The organism is SAR324 cluster bacterium (genome assembly GCA_015232315.1).
Classification (GTDB): domain Bacteria; phylum SAR324; class SAR324; order SAR324; family NAC60-12; genus JADFZZ01.
The window spans coordinates 1-17,636 of the sequence record JADFZZ010000035.1; the positions used below are offsets into that span (position 1 = coordinate 1).

Sequence of the window (17,636 nt, forward strand, 5' to 3'; positions counted from 1 at the left end):
CTATCTGGATCTTGATTTCATAATTGGACATAGGATTCTCGCATCAAAAGGTTCTTTTTGGGGGAAAATAACGCAAAATCCAGTGTATTCCTGTTCTACAACATATTCAAATCACCTGCACAGCTCGCAAAGTTTTTCAGAGTTGATATAAACAAGACGCGTATATTTGATTAACCAAACAGGGGAGATGATTATGAAACGATTATACTTATGGATGGCGTGTCTTTTGATTCCCACATTGATTTATGCTGTGGGTGGTGGGGATGACACAACACGGCCAACAGTAACCGCCATAGAACCTGCCAGCAATGCATCCATTGATATTTTCACAGACACGATTCTTGTAAGGTTCAGTGAGTCCATGGATGTTGATTCGTTGAACACTAACACAATCCGCTTGATGCGTGGCACAAGTCAGGTGCCAGCTTCGCTCAGTTATAACGAGGCGGCCCCCTCCGTTGTGATCACATTAAACTCCGCTCTGGAGTTTTCTACGCAATATTCTGTGATTGTCACCACAGGCGTGATGGATGAAGCCGGCAATTACATGGCGTCAAAGCACACCAGTTCGTTCACCACCGTGGCAAATCCTCAGGAAAGAATTCCCAAAGTGTCACCTTACAGCAAACCCGGGGTGACAGATAACTATTGTCTGGCCGATGTGAAACGCGCGTTTCTCGGATTGCCGGATGATAAAGAGGGAGTGCCTTATACCGTCAGACTGCAAATGACAGAAGACGAACTGGAACCCACTTCCTTTCACCATTTTCAGGGCTTTGGCAGAGTTCATTCCGCAGACAATCAATTCGCCTATTTTGTGGGAGCCCTGAGTCTGGATTATGACGGAGATCTGGTTCTATGGAAACACAGACATAATGGAACAACAGGAGCATTGGGTCAATCTGAAGGTCCTGAAAAGGACGACGCGGCAGTGTATTGGGGGGGATTTGTTCCTACCTATTCCAAACGAGGGATGGTCGGCGCACCCTATAATCATCCAAGCGGATTGCAGACGATCGGTAAATACGCACTGATCCCCGCTGACAACTGGTGCGGTCCGCATGCGCATCCGCCACTCACAGGGGGTTCTACGGTTGCCTGCTATGACACGGTTCCTCAAAATGTCCTGCATTTGTGGGATCTTGGCGATCCTTACCATCCAAGACTGGCAAAAACCCTCTGGACTGATCCCACATTGAATGGCCTGGGAGGAGGAATCACTCGTATGAAAGATGGCCGTTACCTTGCCATGATGGGACTTCCCAATGATGATGGAAGAGTGATTTTCCTGAAGTCCAAAGGAACAGACCTTGAAGGCGAATGGTTGACAGCCCCCTATTGGAGTTGGAAAAATGGAGATCCCAATTTTGTTTCCGGGGGTGAGGGTGTTTGGAAGAAAAAACAGAATTTCAATCTGCTGTCTCAATGCGATGGCAAGACATTCCTGATGGTGTTTGATAACAACAATGCCATTGGTACCGGCAAGGATGAAATTTATCTGTATCAGGTTGATATGACCGATAATGATTCCAGCAGTGACACTGGAATCATCAAACTCACCGATGGGCAATATCGGCACATGAATTGTGGTGGAGATTTTTATACCAACAATGGCTACTGTAATTTCAAGGCCTCTGGAACCTCCTATGTCACCGACAATGGACAATTGCTCATTTATGGAACAGGTCATGACAATACGGGCAATCGTTATCCCGGCGATGAACAGGCAGGAATGAAATTTATGGAATGGGCCTCAACGACAGAAGGCTATGTTTCAGGAAATCGCTCTTGTGGAAAAGGCACAGGCCGAACGGCCTGGCTTGAACTTTATGAACATGATTCTTTTGGTGGAAAAATGGTGTTGCAAAACTATTCCGCGACCAAAGTCAACGCCTCAGCCCTTACAACCTTTGCCAGCAGTTCGTTTGGCAAAAACGCCAGTTCCCTGAAATGGTGCGCTCCGCTAAATTGCAAGATCAGGGTTTACAAAAAAAGCGAGGAAAGTAAAAACCGGGATCTGGAAGGGAATTCCTCATTTTCCAGTCTGGAGAATGTATTCTGGCTCAAGAACGGTCAACAGGCTTATGATTACATCCTGGGGGTTCAAAAAGGGACTGACTGGATGAATGATGATCTGGAAAATGTTGAATTTTTTGGTGAAAGCTGTGGCTTGAAATGACAGCGTTTGTCTGTTGAAGCTGATGTGGATCATATACTGTTCACGTTGTTATGAGCTTTTAACGCCAATTCAAAAAATTTAAACTACCCATCATCTCCATATCAACATATTGTAATTATTACATAATATTAAATCATATCCACTTTCAATACGTTTTTTTCGCAAATTTATCCATCCGGATGCCAACAAGAGTGCTGCGTCTCAACTTAGAATTGATTAGGTTTGTTTCAGATCACAACGATCTCGCACCAGCAAATATTCAACCACCCTCATTAAAGGAAACACCATGGAAAAGTATGATGCAATCATTCAAAAAAGTTGGTCAGACAGCAGTTTCAAATCCCGTTTGATTGAAAACCCCAAGGCCACTTTCAGTGAAATGGGATATGATTTTGGCAAGATGGATGTTCGTGTATTCAATGACACTACAGATACCGCGCATTATGTTTTGTTGAGTTCAGAACAGGCCGCGCTGGTGAATCTGGATAATGATCCGGTGATTGGAAAAGTGACCAAACGAGCCTTGACTGACGCTGACTATAAAAGCAGACTGCTGAGTGATGCATCCTCTGCGATCCGTGAAGTTCTTGGAGTTGAACCACCACAAAACATCATTGTGCATGAAAACACCTCGGATATCCTGAATATTGTTCTGCCCAATGATCCAAATGGAGAATTGAGTGATTCCGATTTATCAATGGTGGCTGGAGGAAAAGGTCTCAACATCAATTGTGAAACCATAGGCAACGCGACTACAGGCGCTGGTAATCTGATGTCCAAAGTCGGCAGTTACTTGCCAGGTAATTTCGGTGGAATGTTCAGCTCACTTGGGCCAATTCTGACGGGTGGTGGTAGCATGGTCGGTAAAGCTTCAGGTTTCCTTGGCTTTATGGGCATGTAACATCATTTGAACAATTGCATCCAACTGCTTGAAGGCGTTAATCTTGATGGAGGTTAACGCCTTTTTTTATTCTGAATCCAGGTTCAGAGTCATGTGAATTCGAGGGGTGTAATTGAACCCCAGGGAGATACTCAGGCGGGATACTACAAACGAATTGTGAATCACTTCATCTGCGTTTTTACCTTCAGGCATCAACCAGATCTTGTGCCTGTCCAAAAACGAATAATCCTTCAATATTTCATGGACATCGGCTTCGTTGTTGACGACAAACTTGAAATAGGCGTTTTCGTTAACATTCATATAGAACAGAACCTCTTCTTTGATCCTCCGATCCTGTCGTTCACCTGAATTTGATAACTTGGGAGAGCAGGAGTAAATGATCCGCATTTTTTTCATGTGTTCATTGGGCAAAATAGTCGCATTGGTTTCCAGTGTCACACGTCTATAACGCCTGACGCAGATTGCTAAAAAATCCAGAAAATCATCATTGTTTTGCCAAAGCAGAGGCTCACCTCCTGAGATCACACATCCCATCCAGCCCGAATTTTCTGGAATCATTTTAATCAATTGTCCCATGTCATAGGAAATCCATTGATCTTTGAATTGTGTGTTCCAGGAATATTCTGTGTCACAAAAGGCACATTGCAGATTGCACAGGGACATCCGGAAAAAGGAAGAGGGTTCCCCCAGATATTTTCCTTCCCCTTGCAACGTGTTGGGAATGATTTGACAGATTTTCATTTTGGCGTCTTTGGCTATCAATTTTCCTCGTTGATTTAGTATCTTGGCAATTCACATTTATAGTCACACCAGCAAAAATCCGCCATCCACATTGAGCCAGGTTCCAGTGGTATAGGATGCGGCATCGGACACAAGATACAGGGCGGCACCAGCCATTTCTTCAGGTAGGGCAACTCTGCGCATCGGAATATGGGGCATGACCTGTTTGAGGATGGCCTCATTCTGAACCAGTGCGGACGCAAATTTTGTATCGGTCAAACCCGGCAGGATGGCGTTGACTCTGATGTTGAACGCCGCACAATCCTTGGCAAAAGCTTTGGTCATGGAAAGAATGGCGGCCTTGGAAATGGAATAGATGCCCTGCATATCACCCGGAATCACACCATTGATGGACGCAATATTCAGAATGCTCCCGCCTTTGCCTGATTTCATCAGTTTGGCGGCTTCAACAGACATGTAAAAATATCCGCGGATATTCACTTCAAGTGTTTTTTGAAACGCATCAATCGGTGTGTCCAGAATGTGTCCGAAATACGGATTAGCGGCAGCATTATTGACCAGAATATCCAGTTTTCCATGCTTTGCGCTGATCGTCTGAAACACCTGCTGGATCTGCTCCATTTCCCCAATGTGACACGGCAATGCTTCTGCGGTTCCACCGTCTTTGATAATATCATCAACAACTTTCTGGCATCCATCCAGTTTTCTGCTGGAGACAATCACATGCGCACCCTGTGAAGCCAGCAAATGAACAATGGCTTCTCCAATGCCACGGCTTCCTCCCGTAACCAGTGCGATTTTACCTGTCAGATCAAACGGATTTTTTTTCATAGTTTCAGCTCCTGTGATTATCGGTAGGTCACCCGTTCAGGGTGATGTTCCAGATGAGAAAAATTGTTGAAATACCATAAACTGACTCGGTCTCTGCCAAATTTCACAGCGGTGACCGACGAATTCACAATAACCTGATTCATTTTAAAAGTTTCCGTGGCGGAAATATTCAATAACAAGCCGCACATCACACTGATCACACCGCCAGAGGTGAAGGCCAGAATATTTTTGGATGATCCTGAATTATCCATCATGGTAGTCAACGCGGTTCGGCACCGTTCCCTGAAAGTTTGCCATGATTCGGGATAATCAGCGTCGAATTCACCAGAGGCCCAGCGTTCCAACGCTTTTCCAAAAGCAGTTTCAAAACGTTGCGAAGTTGAACCCTGGGGATCACTCAAAATTGCTTCCCATTCGGCCCTTTTTTCAGAATCATTGTTCAGGTAACACTGGACCACTTTCCGATGATCAAATTCATTCAAGAGGGAATTTTCCTGCACATCAGGCCAGAACAGTCCTTTTTTGAGAAATTCGGCACCCAATTCACGGGCTGTCCCGGACTGTCGTTTCATGGTTCCTGAAAAAACCGTGTCCGCCTTCATGGCTTTTTCTGACAAGTGTCGGCCTAATTCACGAGCTTGCCATAATCCCGTTTCTGAAAGTTTGTCATAATCAGGCTGTCCAAAAGAGGCCTGACCATGCCGGATCAAATATAAAACACTCATAAAAACTCTCAGTGACCAGCCTGCTCAATCAATCGCAGACATCGTTTTTCAAAATAATTAACAACCTGACCAAAGGATTGAAACCGGTTGTCTTTGGTTTGACCATGAAAAAACCGATAATAGATCTGTTGCGCGATCACGGCCAGACGAAACAATCCATATATTTCATAAAAGAGGAAATTGCTGATATTAAATCCCATTTGCTGGCAATAATAGTCCACCACTTCTCTGCGTGTCAGCATTCCGGGCAAATGAGTCGGTTGAAGTCTGAGGTTGTGATAAGCCTTGTCATCATCGGCCTGAACCCAATAAGCCAGACTGTTGCCGAGATCCATCAACGGATCACCAATCGTAGTCATTTCCCAATCCAGCACACCAATCACAGCCATCGGATTGTCAGGATTGAGGATCACATTATCAAACCTGAAATCATTATGAATCACACATTGGCGTACCTCAGCGGGTTTATGCTCATCCAGCCATTGCATGACCTGTTTATAATCGGGAACATCTTCGGTTCTGGCATTGATATAACGCTGACTCCAGCCACTGATCTGCCGATCAATGTATCCGTCTCCACGACCCAGACTATCCAGCCCTGTTTCGACTGGATTTAATTTGTGCAGTTCAATCAGTTTATCCAGCACCTTGAGACAAAGCTGACGCACCTGAGCCTGTGAAAACTCCAGTTCGGCAGGCCAATCTTTTCTGAGAATAATTCCATTGATACGTTCCATGACATAAAAATCACTTCCCATGATTTCTTGATCTTCACATAAACCAATCATTCCGGGCACACAGGGATAATATTTTTTCAGGGTGTTCATTACAGAATATTCCCGTTTCATGTCATGGGCGGATTTGGCCTTTTTTCCAAAGGGCGGTCTGCGCAACACCATTTCCCGATTATCATATTTGAGAAGATACGTCAGATTGGACGCACCACCGGGAAACTGTTTGATTGTCAATTGTCCTTGAAGTCCTTCCACTTGCTGATTCAGCCAGTTGTCAATTTTTTCAAGATCCAGTTCTTCACCTTCCCGAATTGAAACGGCCTGATCGTTCAGTGTCTCATTCATGGTTTGAGCTCCTGTTGAAGGGTTATCGGGGAATATATTTTGCCAGTTCAATTTTAGCGATCAAATGACGATGGACCTCATCGGGGCCATCAGCCAGCCGTAGAGTTCGGATACCGGCAAACAGAGAGGCCAGAGGAAAATCATCCGTCATACCGGCCCCACCATGAATCTGCATGGCCTGATCCAGAATCATCTGAGCAACATTCGGTGCGACGACCTTGATCTGTGAAATTTCACTCATGGCTCTTTTTGTGCCAACCGTATCAATCATCCATGCCGCTTTGAGCGTCAGCAATCGGGCCTGATCTATGGCCATGCGGGCGTTTGCCACAAGGTCTCGATTTCCCCCCAGGTCAATCAGATTCTTTTTGAAGGCGGTTCTTGATACACCACGTTTGCAAAGCAGTTCCAGCGCTTTTTCAGCGGTACCAATAGCTCGCATGCAATGATGAATTCGCCCTGGTCCAAGTCGGCCCTGAGCGATCTCAAATCCACGCCCCGGTCCTGCGATGATGTTTTCTACAGGAACCCTGACATTGGTGAAACTAACTTCGCCATGACCAAAAGGAGGATGTACTTCGCCAAATACCGGCAACATCCGTTCTATTTTGACACCAGGTGCGTCTTTGGGAACCAGAATCATGGAATGTCTGGAATGCGCGGGTGCGTCCGGATTGCTCAAGCCCATGAATATCAGAATTTTACAGTTTGGATGTCCAATCCCGGTGCTCCACCATTTCCGGCCATCACACACCACTTCATTGCCTTCAATTCTTGCCGTTGCCTGCATATTGGTGGCATCTGACGAAGCAACTCCAGGTTCCGTCATACAAAATGCTGAGCGAATTTTGCCTTCCAGTAAGGGTTTGAGCCATTGTTCTTTCTGGGCTTCAGAACCATACTTCACCAGCACTTCCATGTTCCCGGTATCGGGTGCGTTACAATTAAATATTTCAGGAGAAATCAGAGAGTGGCCGGTGATTTCCGCCAGCGGGGCGTATTCCACATTACTCAGCCCCGGGCCATATTCTTCTTCAGGTAAAAACAGATTCCAGAGTCCGGCATCCCGGGCGCGTTCCTTGAGTTCCTCCATGATGGCAGGTTGTATCCAGGGACTTTCTCCGGCATACAATTGTTCAAAGTAGGTTTTTTCGTTAGGAAGTACCCATTCTTTCATGAATGAGGTCATTTTCTTGATGTATTCACTGGCTCGTTCTGAATGTCCAAAATCCATACATTTCCTCAAATTTGAAGGTTAAAGGTCAAGGTGAGTCAACCCCTTGTTCTTTGGAAGTGAACCTTGATCCCGGATGAGGACAACACTAAAACGGTATGAGGGATTAGTCAAATGAAGGGTTTTCATGACAAGTCATCAATTTGAAGCATAGTTAAATGAATGTTTTTATCATTTCACCATTTCCATTCACCAATCACAGGAACGTCTGAGGGTTCATAGTTTACAGCAGTCCATTTTTCTGAAAAATAATCATCCTGGGTCCAGTATGGGGGATGGTGATAAATCAAGCCGGTCAGTCCATAAAAAGTGACTGCCAGCAGGGAGCTGAACAAGGCCTGACTTTGATACCCGGTCCGGGATGCCTTGTTATCGGCTCTGAAGGACAGGGTATTGCTCTGCAATGCCATTGCTGTGAACACAAATCCTAAGGCTCCTGTTCCTGCCATCATTGATATTTTGCAATCCATCGTGTTCAGTTCGTCCTCCGCTTTGACTGCGGACATTTCCAGTGGTCCCAGTTGCAGTTGCTCACCGGACGATTTTTCCGGAGTCCACCTCAACCGGAAACGCAACACATCCCCGTGAAATTCATAGGCCAGGGTCAGAGTTCCCTGTTTTGTGGGCTGAAGTTCTGCGGGATCAGGCTGTGGAGCATAACGCACTTTAAGATTGGACTTTGCGAATTCCTGCTGGAGATCCGGGAGAACATGAATCCTGACCAGATACTGCTCATTGGCAGAGGCTTTCGCGCAATACCAGGAAGTTGGCGCAAGGGGTTCAAGCCTCACAGTGAAGGGTTCCGATATTTGTTCTGATTGTTGTTTAATGTGAGTTGCCATGGTTTGCGCCATCCAGGAAATTTCCGGGACAGGTGCGGCTTCAAGGGTTGCCATCCTGAAAAAAAGGCAGGCTGACAGCAGTAGCATTGGCCCGGGAGAGATCGCTTGAAAGCGGTATTTATTCTTCATCATCAGACCTGATTCGATAGGTTTTGTTCTTTGGTATTGTAGGCGCAGACCTGTGTGTCTGCATGGGATGTGGGCGAACACACAGGTTCGCCCCTACAATTTGTGGCCTAAAATGTTAGCAACCCCATTTTGTCGTTTGATGGGTCTGGATTTATTGAACAAAGGTATAATACATCAGATATTTAATCCGGAACATCACGAGTCCGAAACTTGTCAGACTGCCAGCCAGTCCTGCCATCAGGTAGCCATAACCATAAAGCCAGGGATTATCAAGTGTCCAGAAGGTTCCCAATACATTCACGATCAGATAAACCAGTCCTGTCCAGAGCAGTTCCTTGCGGCAGTCAAAATAGGCCAGCACAATATTGAGCAGGGAAAACATCATGTGCAATATCGCCGCGACGAGACCGATTCGCATGACAGGCCACTGCTCCCAACTGAAATGAAACACGGGCACCAGCCAAGGTGATAAAAAAATCAGGCCTGAGGTCAGCGCCAATTGAAAGATCAGGGCACGTTTCCCGTTATTCAACAGATTCAATACCATGTCATTCCGGGCATGTTTCAACACCATGTAGGGAACTTTCCGGTCAATCAGATAATAAAATCGGCGATAACCGTCATAAAAATCCGTTTCAATGATCATCACAAAAAACGCCATGACCGGTAGAACCGTCAGATAGGCGATAAACATGGAACCATCATAGATTGGAAACACTTTGAGATAGCCGAGGGTGTTGAAACCTTCATGGAACCAGAAAATCAGTTTGTCGATCCATAATCCCAGAATCATGACCAGACTGGCAAAAAAAAGAATTTTGTAGCGTGAATGCGCTTTTAGAATACTCCAGTCGGGTTTGAGGGAACTGTTGAATTCTACCAGGATGCTGAGAACCAGCATGAACACGATGATGCTGATGCCAAGACAAAGTCCGGTTAGAAAGCCATCACGGCCCAGAATTCCGCCAATATGCAGTGACAGCGGAATCGCCACCAGAAAGCCGATCAGAAACGCCCAGACAATGCGCATATATTCCTTGAGTGCGGAAATGAACAGCATGGTCATCCACATCTGCCCACACAGAACAAACAGGGCCAGACACAACATAGAGGAATATAACGGCAGGTGAAGCAAATAAACCGCGGGAATCCCGGGGATCAGACACAACAGGAGGGTGAGCAGCATGGTCGCTGAAAAAATACCGGGGATTTTTTCCACTTCACCGCCATACAGACAGTCTGACACCAAACGGGTGATCACCCATTGGGAACCAGACGTGAAAATCATGGAAAACGCAAACGCGTACACCGCGACGCCCATGAACTCAATCATGACTTTTTCACTGGTCAGGATCTTGCCAAAGGAAGAAATCACAGAAAGCGAAATCACGGCAAACAACCAGGGACCTGAAGTCACCAGCGCAGTGTAGAAAAACGCTGAAACCTTGGATTGCGCGGAATCTTCATTCAGTAATTTTTTTAGATCAAACCCGATCCCTGCCATAGTTTGTCATTCACTCAAGAGTTGGTAGTGGAAAGGTAAATTTTACGGTAATGATTGTAAAAAATTGGCATGTCATAATACTCTTTCATCCTCTGTTTGCCTGCCTCACCCAGCCTTTTAGCCAGAGATGGTTTCTGCAGGATCGACACGATAGCACTGGCGGTTGAGTCTGGAGACGCCAGGCCGGTGATGATCCCTCCGGGTCCCAGTGACTTGTCTTCATCACGTCCTTCCAGCAACTCCCGACAGGCGCCCACATCCGAGGCCACACAGGGAATTCCCAGACATTGGGCTTCGAGGATCACCAGGGGTTGTCCCTCACTCAGACTGGTCAGCACCATGACACTCAGTTTGGGATAGTATCTTTTCAGATCCACGTTCCCGGTATAGGTCAGAAGGTGATCAATTTTCAGACTTTTCGCCAGTTGTACACATTCTTCATAATATTTTTTATCTTCTTCTGTGGGGCCCATGATCCAAACCTGAATTTCAGGAATCACCCGGACAACGAGAGCAATTGCTCTCAAAAAGGTCTTTACATCCTTGATTGGAACCACCCGGCCCACAAAGCCGATCACAGGGGGGGTCTGAGGATCAGGGGTCAATTGGCTCATTGTTGAATATTCCACACCATTGGGAATCACTTTCAGTTTTTCCACGGGCGCCCCGTCATCCATCTGCAAACGCTGATTTCCCGTAAACAGTGTGATGATCTGTTCAGCCTGATCGTAACACATACGGGACATCACTCTGAAGGAATCAATCCAGATTTGTTTGAAAGTGTCCATTTCCTGTTCCGCATTGAATCTGTTTTTGGATTTTTCAAAAATCCATGAGGCCCGCGAAATCTCGATTTTACGTTCCTTGCTGTAGATCCCATGTTCCGTCACAATCATTGGCCGTCCCGTGAGGATTCCTGCTCTGGCCGCCAGCAAGCCGGCATAGCCTGTAGAAACGGTGTGATACATCCGGCACAGGGGCACTTCTGCCGCTATCGTGGTCAAGATTCCTGCATGGAGATATTTCCAGGTCCAATAATAATCCAGAAAAGAGGCTTCAGGATTGCGGATGTGATTCAGTTGTACAATGGAGTTCCATACCGCCTTGGAATGAAATACTGAGGGAATATTCCATTCTTTTTTATGAAATTGAGCCACCACTTGTTCAAATTCATCCTTTCCCAGAGTGGGATTGTCCGAATCAACGACAAACGGCATGTTCATGTGAAAATTCCAGGATGAGGACAGGGCCTCACGGGAAGGCGGTTGTTTCATCAGGGGTTTTTCAAACAGGGAGGGATCCTGAAGATACACTTCATGGATTCCTGTCACATTGGCTGGAATGGGGTATTTGGGTTTGCGTTCCTGTTTGTCAGGCAACAGCAGGACAATGCTGTAGGTGAACTCCTTCAGTCCATTGATCAGGGAATGCACCCAACTGCTCACACCACCGGGCACATAAGGATATGTTCCTTCAAGGATAAGACAGATATCCGCTTCATATTGCGGTTGTTCCCCGGTATGCATGCGATGTCCTGTTAAATCAATTGAAGATGTGCGCCTTGATCCGCCTCCAGAATCTGGCTTTCAAACGCCCAGAAATTGAGGGAATCCTGGAGTTGTGGAGTCCATTCTTCCACGTCCTGTTCAGTGACACAGGAAAAGGCAAAAGATTGCAGTTCCTCGTATTGCCGTGCGGCAAAATAGGCTTCCGCAATCCATGAAATAAGAAGATTCGATTGTGGATTATTTTGGTATCCCGCCAACAATACTTCCAGAGCGTCTTGTGTCTGTTTGTTCCGCAGGAGCAGACGTCCGAGTTTATAACTGGCGTCTTCATGTCCGGGCACATGCTTCAGAAATTTGCGATAGGTTTGTTCGGCTTCTTCCCTGAAATTGTGTGCCACATCCGCCGCGGGTAATTCCCAGAAATAATATTCATCCAGCATTTCTGCCAATTCCATGGTCAGTTCATGATTTTCAGGATCTTCACTTATTTTTTTCCGAATATCCTCGAAAGTTTTCTGAAACATATCATTGAGTTGGATCAGTCCACTTGCCGAATAATACCGAATATCCGGATTACGGTCCAGGAGTCCGCCCTTGAGCAGTTTGACGGACATTTTACCTGGATGCTGGATCAATTTATCCACCACACTTTGCTTGAGGCGAACATTGTCGCCTTTCATGATATCCACAAACGGCAGAACCTGATAATCGCTGTCATCTTTCCAGAAATTTTCTGACAGTTTGTATTTGAATTTGTCTGTGGTTGTGATTTTAACTTCCAGAATATTTTTTTTATATTCCTCAACGCTTCCCGGTTTGCTTCTACCTAAAAAAATGACCGTACACAAGGCACCGACTGTGGCAAACACTCCGGTGAAAGGAACAATCAGCAGATAATATTGATAAAATCGATCTGTGAAATGAACAGGTTTCCACCGCCAGGCCAATATTCCCGGAAGCAAAGGCGGAAGCAGATGTGCCTGAATCAGATTCCATGGTTCAGGTAGAACCCATAAACCTGTGCCCTGCAGAATTCCTGTAACCAATAGCATCAAAAAACATCTCATTTTCCAGCCTGTTTTGCGATATTGGCAATCATGTCATTGAATCGGTCAGCACCAGTTCCCTGAATTTCCCAAACCAGGGGGTGGTTGAATAAAGATTGATCCTGACTTTCCAGTACATTCCATTCCAGGAGCAGGACTTCAAAGTCATTGTCTTCAAATGGTTTGAATTCAAAGCCGATCAATTCCCTGAGACAGCGCATGATGGCGACATTGGCACCTTGATGTTCTGTATACGGTTGAATGATGGCAAACTGATAATCCTCAAACTCTACACGTGCGACCAGATCCTCATCACGGAATTGAAACAGCAGAATACGCGCGACAATACTCAAAACAGTATTCTGAATGGTTTCAGTCATATCCTGAAACCGGACAATCTTCACCAGGGTCAGAGCAGTCTTCAACTTATAGCGTTGTGTCAACCTGATTTCACGTTGCAGACGTTCCTTGAAATACGCATAGGTAAACGTCTCCGTGAGTGGATCCCTGATCTGTCGTTCCTGACTCACACTGAAACGCCAGGCATTGTCAATGGCCCGCATCATCCAGTCGGCGAGGATCTCCAGCATTTTGGCTGTCGAGGCATTCAGTTCCAGAAAAGACAGTTTTTCAATTTTGATCATCCCATACAGATGTTTGTTTTGATCAATGAGGGGCGAGACCATGATAGAATTATCAATGTCCCTCAAATCCTGCGGCATCAGAATTCGCATTTGGCGTATGAGTTGTTGATACAGCGGACTGCTGGAATTGTAGTTATCCGGATATTCCTGCAAACTATGCCAGCCGATTTGTGAAATGAACATCAATTGATCTTCCTGATGCAGATAAAAAGAACAGGCCTGTGCCCGTAAATATTCCTTGAGCAACACAGGGATTTTCTGAAAGATCTGTTCTTTCTGCAGACTGCCCAGACTTTTAGAAGCTTCATAGAGCGTCAAGATGGTATCTTCACGGGAAACCACCTTTTTTTCCAGATTGAGGTTGGCTTCAATCAAACGCTGACGGTCGGTTTCAATGTCCTCAATCTGCTGATGAAGTGAATCCAGATCCTTGAAATTATCAGAAATCAGGTTTTTTTGCCGGCGGTTGATAAAACCAAGCAGAGCGCCACCTGATACAAAGGCAAAGGGTGAAAACGCCAGCACCATCAGTTCCATGGGTTGAATGTCTTTCAGCTCAGCCCAGTTCAGTGTCAATCCCCCAGCAATGATTCCCGTGACAATGCCTGCCACCGGACCATACATCAGCGCCAGACTGATGACCACCAGCCAGTAGGGATGCGGAGACAATTCACCAAGACTCATGTGGAGACTGTGGAGATAAATTTCCACCAGTTCAAAGGCCAGAAAAAACAGGGGGATTTCCACCAGATAAATTTTTGCCACAGGAAATTTTTGAAAAAACGCTTTCATAAATCTTTATCCTGCTTGATGGCGATTTGCGGCACCGTCACATGGGGGTCGAGATCCACATACCAGCTATCATTCACTCGATTCACGGTGCGGACACCGATGGATCCGGACAAATCCACACTGCCGGAATCCAGACGGAAATTATTGAGTGTTCCCCGCTCATGAATCGAAAACACACCAGGTTTGGATAACTCGATACGTGTACTGATAAAACCCCGGACAGTTTGCGCGTATTCTGACGGAAACAGGTAACTCAGCGACTGTTGTTGAGTCCAGTCATAAACGGCCTGGAGCGACCCCAGCGAGGACACTTTGTCGGCAATGTATAGATGATAATACACGTTGACCGGTTTGACACGCAGGGGTTTTTCAGTGTTTTCAAAGGTCTGGATCACTGCCCGGAATCCGAAAAAATTATCGGTCCAGTTTTTGGTATACAGGTTTTCATTGGAAGACCCGGTAAAGATCTGCCAGTAATGTCCCATGTTTCTCATGAGCGCCGAGACCGAGGTGTAAGAGGGAAACTGATAATCCTTTTTGGTATCGCCGCCATTGATATTATCGAGACCCAGGCGTTCGGCCCGTGCAAACGCTTCTTCAGGAGGTGTGGTGTTGCCACTCCAGTAAACCATCTTCACTTTTTTCCCGGGCGGCATCAGATGCTCATTCATCCATTCCACGCCGTCATCCAGTTCACGTTCCAGGCGCCAGGTTCCTTCCGGTGAATAGGCGGAGGTTCTCAGCGAACCCTTCCAGTTGAACGGATGTGTCAACAAATGCGTGGCGGCCTCCACATGCGGCATGTTGTAAATGGTTCGTGCCAATTCCTGTAGTTTCGGTGTTCCCCACCAGTCCGGATGCAGATCGCCCACAATCAGGGAAAAACCAAGGGGAATTTTGTCATACGGCTTCAGAATTTTTTCAATCAGCACTTCCACAGAATATTTGTTTGAATCCACTTCACTGATATTCCTGAAACCATCACCGTCAATATGAAAAAAAGCGACCCGCTTTCCTGCGGATGTCGTGACATCCGGCACAGGATAAGCCGGTTTCATCAGGGTTTTGATGAACAGAAACGGATTGATGAGCCATTGCTTGCGGAAAGGCGGATCCACTTCAGAATAAACAGCAAATCCAGTGGCGACATACCCACCTTTGGGAGCTATGGAAACAGCACTGCTTTCACTGGAATTATCCAGCAGATAGCCAAGTTTGAGATAGGTGCGGACCTGATCATTGAAAGGTATCAGTTGTTCATAATCAGGATAGGGTGGAACCAGTTTTCTTTCAAAATTGAGCATCTGAGGATCCGCTTCCAGAATCTTAACCCGTCCACCAGCAGGGAAATAGACATCCCTATAATCCAGATCAACGAGCGCGTACAATCGTTTTTTCAGTGCCAGCAATTTCTGTTGTTTCACGGGATCATCCTGTTCATGCCTGAATCCGGCACGTCCAATCAGAAGAATTTTTTTACCTGCTTCAACCTGAGCTTCCATCCAGTTCACATAGGCTTCCGGATCTGGCATTTCGTCAAAATCACGAAACCAACTGATGATCAGCGCATACCCGGCCATGCTTTTCTGATCGGGCAGGGGATCCTGCTGAATGTCCAACTGCGTGAGCACAAAACCATAGTGATTCAGAATCAGTGCCCAGAAAGTCTGAACAGGATTTGGTTCCCGAAAAACATCCTGCCGGGTGCCATCAGGAGCTTTCAAAATTGTCCTTGTTTTGTCCTCACCGCTGTCATATATACCCAATACATGACGCAATACCATTTGTCCGGCATTGACGTTGGGAGCAATGCCCACAACAAGGAACAATGAGATGCAGACACGGACAAAATATGTGTTCATGCGAGAATTACAGTGATTCACAATTTCCTCTGAAGAAGAATCGTAAACGATTCGGAAGGTCGTAAGCGTATCAATTAAAAGGCATACTATCTGGATGCTTCTGAAGTTACCAATGCAAAAATAAAGATTAAACAAATGACAAGTGTGTCCGTTAGTAAAATAATTATTACAACAATATTCCTCATGATCACAGTGGCTGGCTGGGCCGCTGAGGACCGCATGGTGCTGATTCCATCCGGCGAGTTTATGATGGGTAGTCCCAAACCTGAAAAATCAGAATCCAGACCAATTCAACAGGTCTGGTATCTCACCCAACAGAAATCCATCCACAACTATCCTCAGCATCCGGTACGACTGAACGCTTACTATCTGGATCGTGTGGAAGTCAGTAATGCTCACTACAGAAAATTTATCGAAAAAAATCCGGAATGGAGCATTCCTGAAGCCAGAACTATTTCAGGCAAAGCGGATGCGAATTATCTGGTTCACTGGGACGATCCCCGATCCCGCCTATCACCAGCCGAAGATTTCCCTGTCATTTATGTATCGTGGTTTGCGGCCAACGCCTTTTGCAAATCGCAGGGAAAACGTCTCCCGACAGAAGCGGAATGGGAATATGCGGCAGCCAAAGCGTTTGCTCTTCAGAAGTTCCCCATGACACCTGAAGCACTGGAATCGCTGAGCTGGTTTTATGACAACGCGGAACTGTCCACGCATCCGGTGAGCAGTAAATCAGCGAATTCTCTGGGGATGTTTCATCTGTTGGGCAATGTGTGGGAATGGACTGCGGACTGGTTCAGTGAAGACTATTATGCGGCTTCTCCCGAAAACAATCCCACCGGGCCGGAGTCAGGGGAGGCCAAAGTGATACGCGGTGGCGGATGGAATGATTCACCCGCCAGACTCACCCCCAACATCCGTGAATTTGTACGCCCACATCATGCTGTGGAAGATTTGGGATTCCGTTGTGCGAAATCAGTGCCTTGAATCCTGTTTAAATTTATCCACATAACCAATTTTCATGTTCATTGTGGATCGTTCAAAATGGATAACATGCCCCACGAGACGTAGGGCACGAGCAAACTTTTAATACTTATTCTTTTGTCATTCCTGTGAGTAAAACCCATGAAATCCAGAAAGTTAATTGATAAAAGTCCCTTCAAGACAACCCTGTATCGTTGGGTCATCAACAGTTTCATGCCCTATGTCGGAGCTGGTATCAAAGTTGATTCCATTTCGGCTGATTTCCGGGCCATTGATGTATCCATGAAATTGCGCTGGTATAATCGCAATTATGTTGGCACCCATTTTGGCGGAAGTCTCTATGCCATGACCGATCCTTTTCTCATGCTGATGGTTATCCAGAATCTCGGAAAGGATTATATTGTCTGGGACAAAGCCGCCTCCATCGAATTTGTCAAACCCGGTACAGGCAGGATGCAGGTTCAGTTCAGATTGAGCGAGACTGAACTCAACAACATTCGCCAATCCGCGGAGCAGGGAAAAGTGCTGCCGGAATTCAACCTTGAAATCAGGGATGAAATGCAGAATTTGGTCGCCATTGTTCACAAAACCTTGTATGTGAAAAAAAAGTAACATCATGAACATAACCTTCAGAA

The 17,636-nt window shown here is 46.0% G+C and carries 15 protein-coding genes; 4 read left to right on the top strand and 11 right to left on the bottom strand.

Annotated elements, in window-relative coordinates; genetic code table 11:
- The first annotated feature begins 193 nt into the window (after positions 1 to 193).
- Together HQM11_17680 and HQM11_17685 are read left to right on the top strand one after the other, a co-directional pair.
- The gene (locus HQM11_17680; GenBank protein ID MBF0352868.1) at positions 194 to 2,179 is read left to right on the top strand and encodes an Ig-like domain-containing protein; all 1,986 of its coding nucleotides are present in this window, start codon (positions 194 to 196) and stop codon (positions 2,177 to 2,179) included.
- Positions 2,180 to 2,465: 286 nt separating this feature from the next.
- Entirely contained in the window at positions 2,466 to 3,080 is a 615-nt protein-coding gene (locus tag HQM11_17685; GenBank protein ID MBF0352869.1) for a hypothetical protein, read from the top strand.
- Positions 3,081 to 3,146: 66 nt separating this feature from the next.
- Here HQM11_17685 and HQM11_17690 read toward each other — a convergent pair whose 3' ends face one another.
- The 11 genes from HQM11_17690 to HQM11_17740 form a co-directional block, all read right to left on the bottom strand.
- The gene (locus tag HQM11_17690) at positions 3,147 to 3,821 is read right to left on the bottom strand and encodes a 7-carboxy-7-deazaguanine synthase QueE (protein MBF0352870.1); all 675 of its coding nucleotides are present in this window, start codon (positions 3,819 to 3,821) and stop codon (positions 3,147 to 3,149) included.
- 63 nt (positions 3,822 to 3,884) lie between these two features.
- Positions 3,885 to 4,652: an SDR family oxidoreductase gene (locus HQM11_17695; protein MBF0352871.1), complete on the bottom strand. Its 768-nt coding sequence runs from the start codon at positions 4,650 to 4,652 to the stop codon at positions 3,885 to 3,887.
- Positions 4,653 to 4,669: 17 nt separating this feature from the next.
- A complete protein-coding gene (locus HQM11_17700) occupies positions 4,670 to 5,377 on the bottom strand; it encodes a histidine phosphatase family protein (protein MBF0352872.1) in 708 nt (235 codons plus the stop codon).
- Between the two features lie 8 nt (positions 5,378 to 5,385).
- On the bottom strand, positions 5,386 to 6,456 hold the full coding sequence (locus tag HQM11_17705) for a phosphotransferase family protein (GenBank protein ID MBF0352873.1): 1,071 nt from the start codon (positions 6,454 to 6,456) through the stop codon (positions 5,386 to 5,388).
- A 22-nt stretch (positions 6,457 to 6,478) separates the two neighbouring features.
- Positions 6,479 to 7,690: an acyl-CoA dehydrogenase family protein gene (locus HQM11_17710; GenBank protein MBF0352874.1), complete on the bottom strand. Its 1,212-nt coding sequence runs from the start codon at positions 7,688 to 7,690 to the stop codon at positions 6,479 to 6,481.
- Between the two features lie 176 nt (positions 7,691 to 7,866).
- Positions 7,867 to 8,664 carry a hypothetical protein gene (locus HQM11_17715; protein MBF0352875.1) on the bottom strand — a complete coding sequence of 266 codons (798 nt, stop codon included), beginning with the start codon at positions 8,662 to 8,664 and terminating at the stop codon, positions 7,867 to 7,869.
- A 148-nt stretch (positions 8,665 to 8,812) separates the two neighbouring features.
- Complete coding sequence (pelG, locus tag HQM11_17720) at positions 8,813 to 10,165, bottom strand: exopolysaccharide Pel transporter PelG (GenBank protein ID MBF0352876.1); 1,353 nt, start codon at positions 10,163 to 10,165, stop codon at positions 8,813 to 8,815.
- A gap of 14 nt (positions 10,166 to 10,179) precedes the next feature.
- Complete coding sequence (gene pelF / locus HQM11_17725; protein MBF0352877.1) at positions 10,180 to 11,691, bottom strand: GT4 family glycosyltransferase PelF; 1,512 nt, start codon at positions 11,689 to 11,691, stop codon at positions 10,180 to 10,182.
- Between the two features lie 11 nt (positions 11,692 to 11,702).
- On the bottom strand, positions 11,703 to 12,728 hold the full coding sequence (locus HQM11_17730) for a hypothetical protein (GenBank protein ID MBF0352878.1): 1,026 nt from the start codon (positions 12,726 to 12,728) through the stop codon (positions 11,703 to 11,705).
- Between the two features lie 8 nt (positions 12,729 to 12,736).
- Complete coding sequence (locus HQM11_17735; GenBank protein ID MBF0352879.1) at positions 12,737 to 14,155, bottom strand: GAF domain-containing protein; 1,419 nt, start codon at positions 14,153 to 14,155, stop codon at positions 12,737 to 12,739.
- Entirely contained in the window at positions 14,152 to 16,017 is a 1,866-nt protein-coding gene (locus HQM11_17740; GenBank protein ID MBF0352880.1) for a hypothetical protein, read from the bottom strand. The genes HQM11_17735 and HQM11_17740 overlap by 4 nt, the downstream gene beginning before the upstream one ends.
- A 183-nt stretch (positions 16,018 to 16,200) precedes the next feature.
- Between HQM11_17740 and HQM11_17745 the strand changes: the two genes are divergently transcribed.
- Both HQM11_17745 and HQM11_17750 read left to right on the top strand, forming a co-directional pair.
- Positions 16,201 to 17,004: a formylglycine-generating enzyme family protein gene (locus HQM11_17745; protein MBF0352881.1), complete on the top strand. Its 804-nt coding sequence runs from the start codon at positions 16,201 to 16,203 to the stop codon at positions 17,002 to 17,004.
- Between the two features lie 138 nt (positions 17,005 to 17,142).
- Positions 17,143 to 17,613 (top strand): DUF4442 domain-containing protein, encoded by a 471-nt coding sequence (locus HQM11_17750; protein MBF0352882.1) that lies wholly within the window; start codon positions 17,143 to 17,145, stop codon positions 17,611 to 17,613.
- Positions 17,614 to 17,636: the final 23 nt, after the last annotated feature.

What these genes read in the sequence shown, in the direction of transcription:
- HQM11_17745 (MBF0352881.1), top strand. Translation starts at nt 16,201, where the DNA reads ATGATCACAGTGGCTGGCTGGGCCGCTGAGGACCGCATGGTGCTGATT.
- HQM11_17690 (MBF0352870.1), bottom strand. Translation starts at nt 3,821, where the DNA reads ATGAAAATCTGTCAAATCATTCCCAACACGTTGCAAGGGGAAGGAAAA.
- HQM11_17695 (MBF0352871.1), bottom strand. Translation starts at nt 4,652, where the DNA reads ATGAAAAAAAATCCGTTTGATCTGACAGGTAAAATCGCACTGGTTACG.
- HQM11_17735 (MBF0352879.1), bottom strand. Translation starts at nt 14,155, where the DNA reads ATGAAAGCGTTTTTTCAAAAATTTCCTGTGGCAAAAATTTATCTGGTG.
- HQM11_17715 (MBF0352875.1), bottom strand. Translation starts at nt 8,664, where the DNA reads ATGATGAAGAATAAATACCGCTTTCAAGCGATCTCTCCCGGGCCAATG.
- pelG (MBF0352876.1), bottom strand. Translation starts at nt 10,165, where the DNA reads ATGGCAGGGATCGGGTTTGATCTAAAAAAATTACTGAATGAAGATTCC.
- HQM11_17680 (MBF0352868.1), top strand. Translation starts at nt 194, where the DNA reads ATGAAACGATTATACTTATGGATGGCGTGTCTTTTGATTCCCACATTG.
- HQM11_17750 (MBF0352882.1), top strand. Translation starts at nt 17,143, where the DNA reads ATGAAATCCAGAAAGTTAATTGATAAAAGTCCCTTCAAGACAACCCTG.
- HQM11_17710 (MBF0352874.1), bottom strand. Translation starts at nt 7,690, where the DNA reads ATGGATTTTGGACATTCAGAACGAGCCAGTGAATACATCAAGAAAATG.
- HQM11_17700 (MBF0352872.1), bottom strand. Translation starts at nt 5,377, where the DNA reads ATGAGTGTTTTATATTTGATCCGGCATGGTCAGGCCTCTTTTGGACAG.
- HQM11_17705 (MBF0352873.1), bottom strand. Translation starts at nt 6,456, where the DNA reads ATGAATGAGACACTGAACGATCAGGCCGTTTCAATTCGGGAAGGTGAA.
- pelF (MBF0352877.1), bottom strand. Translation starts at nt 11,691, where the DNA reads ATGCATACCGGGGAACAACCGCAATATGAAGCGGATATCTGTCTTATC.
- HQM11_17740 (MBF0352880.1), bottom strand. Translation starts at nt 16,017, where the DNA reads ATGAACACATATTTTGTCCGTGTCTGCATCTCATTGTTCCTTGTTGTG.
- HQM11_17685 (MBF0352869.1), top strand. Translation starts at nt 2,466, where the DNA reads ATGGAAAAGTATGATGCAATCATTCAAAAAAGTTGGTCAGACAGCAGT.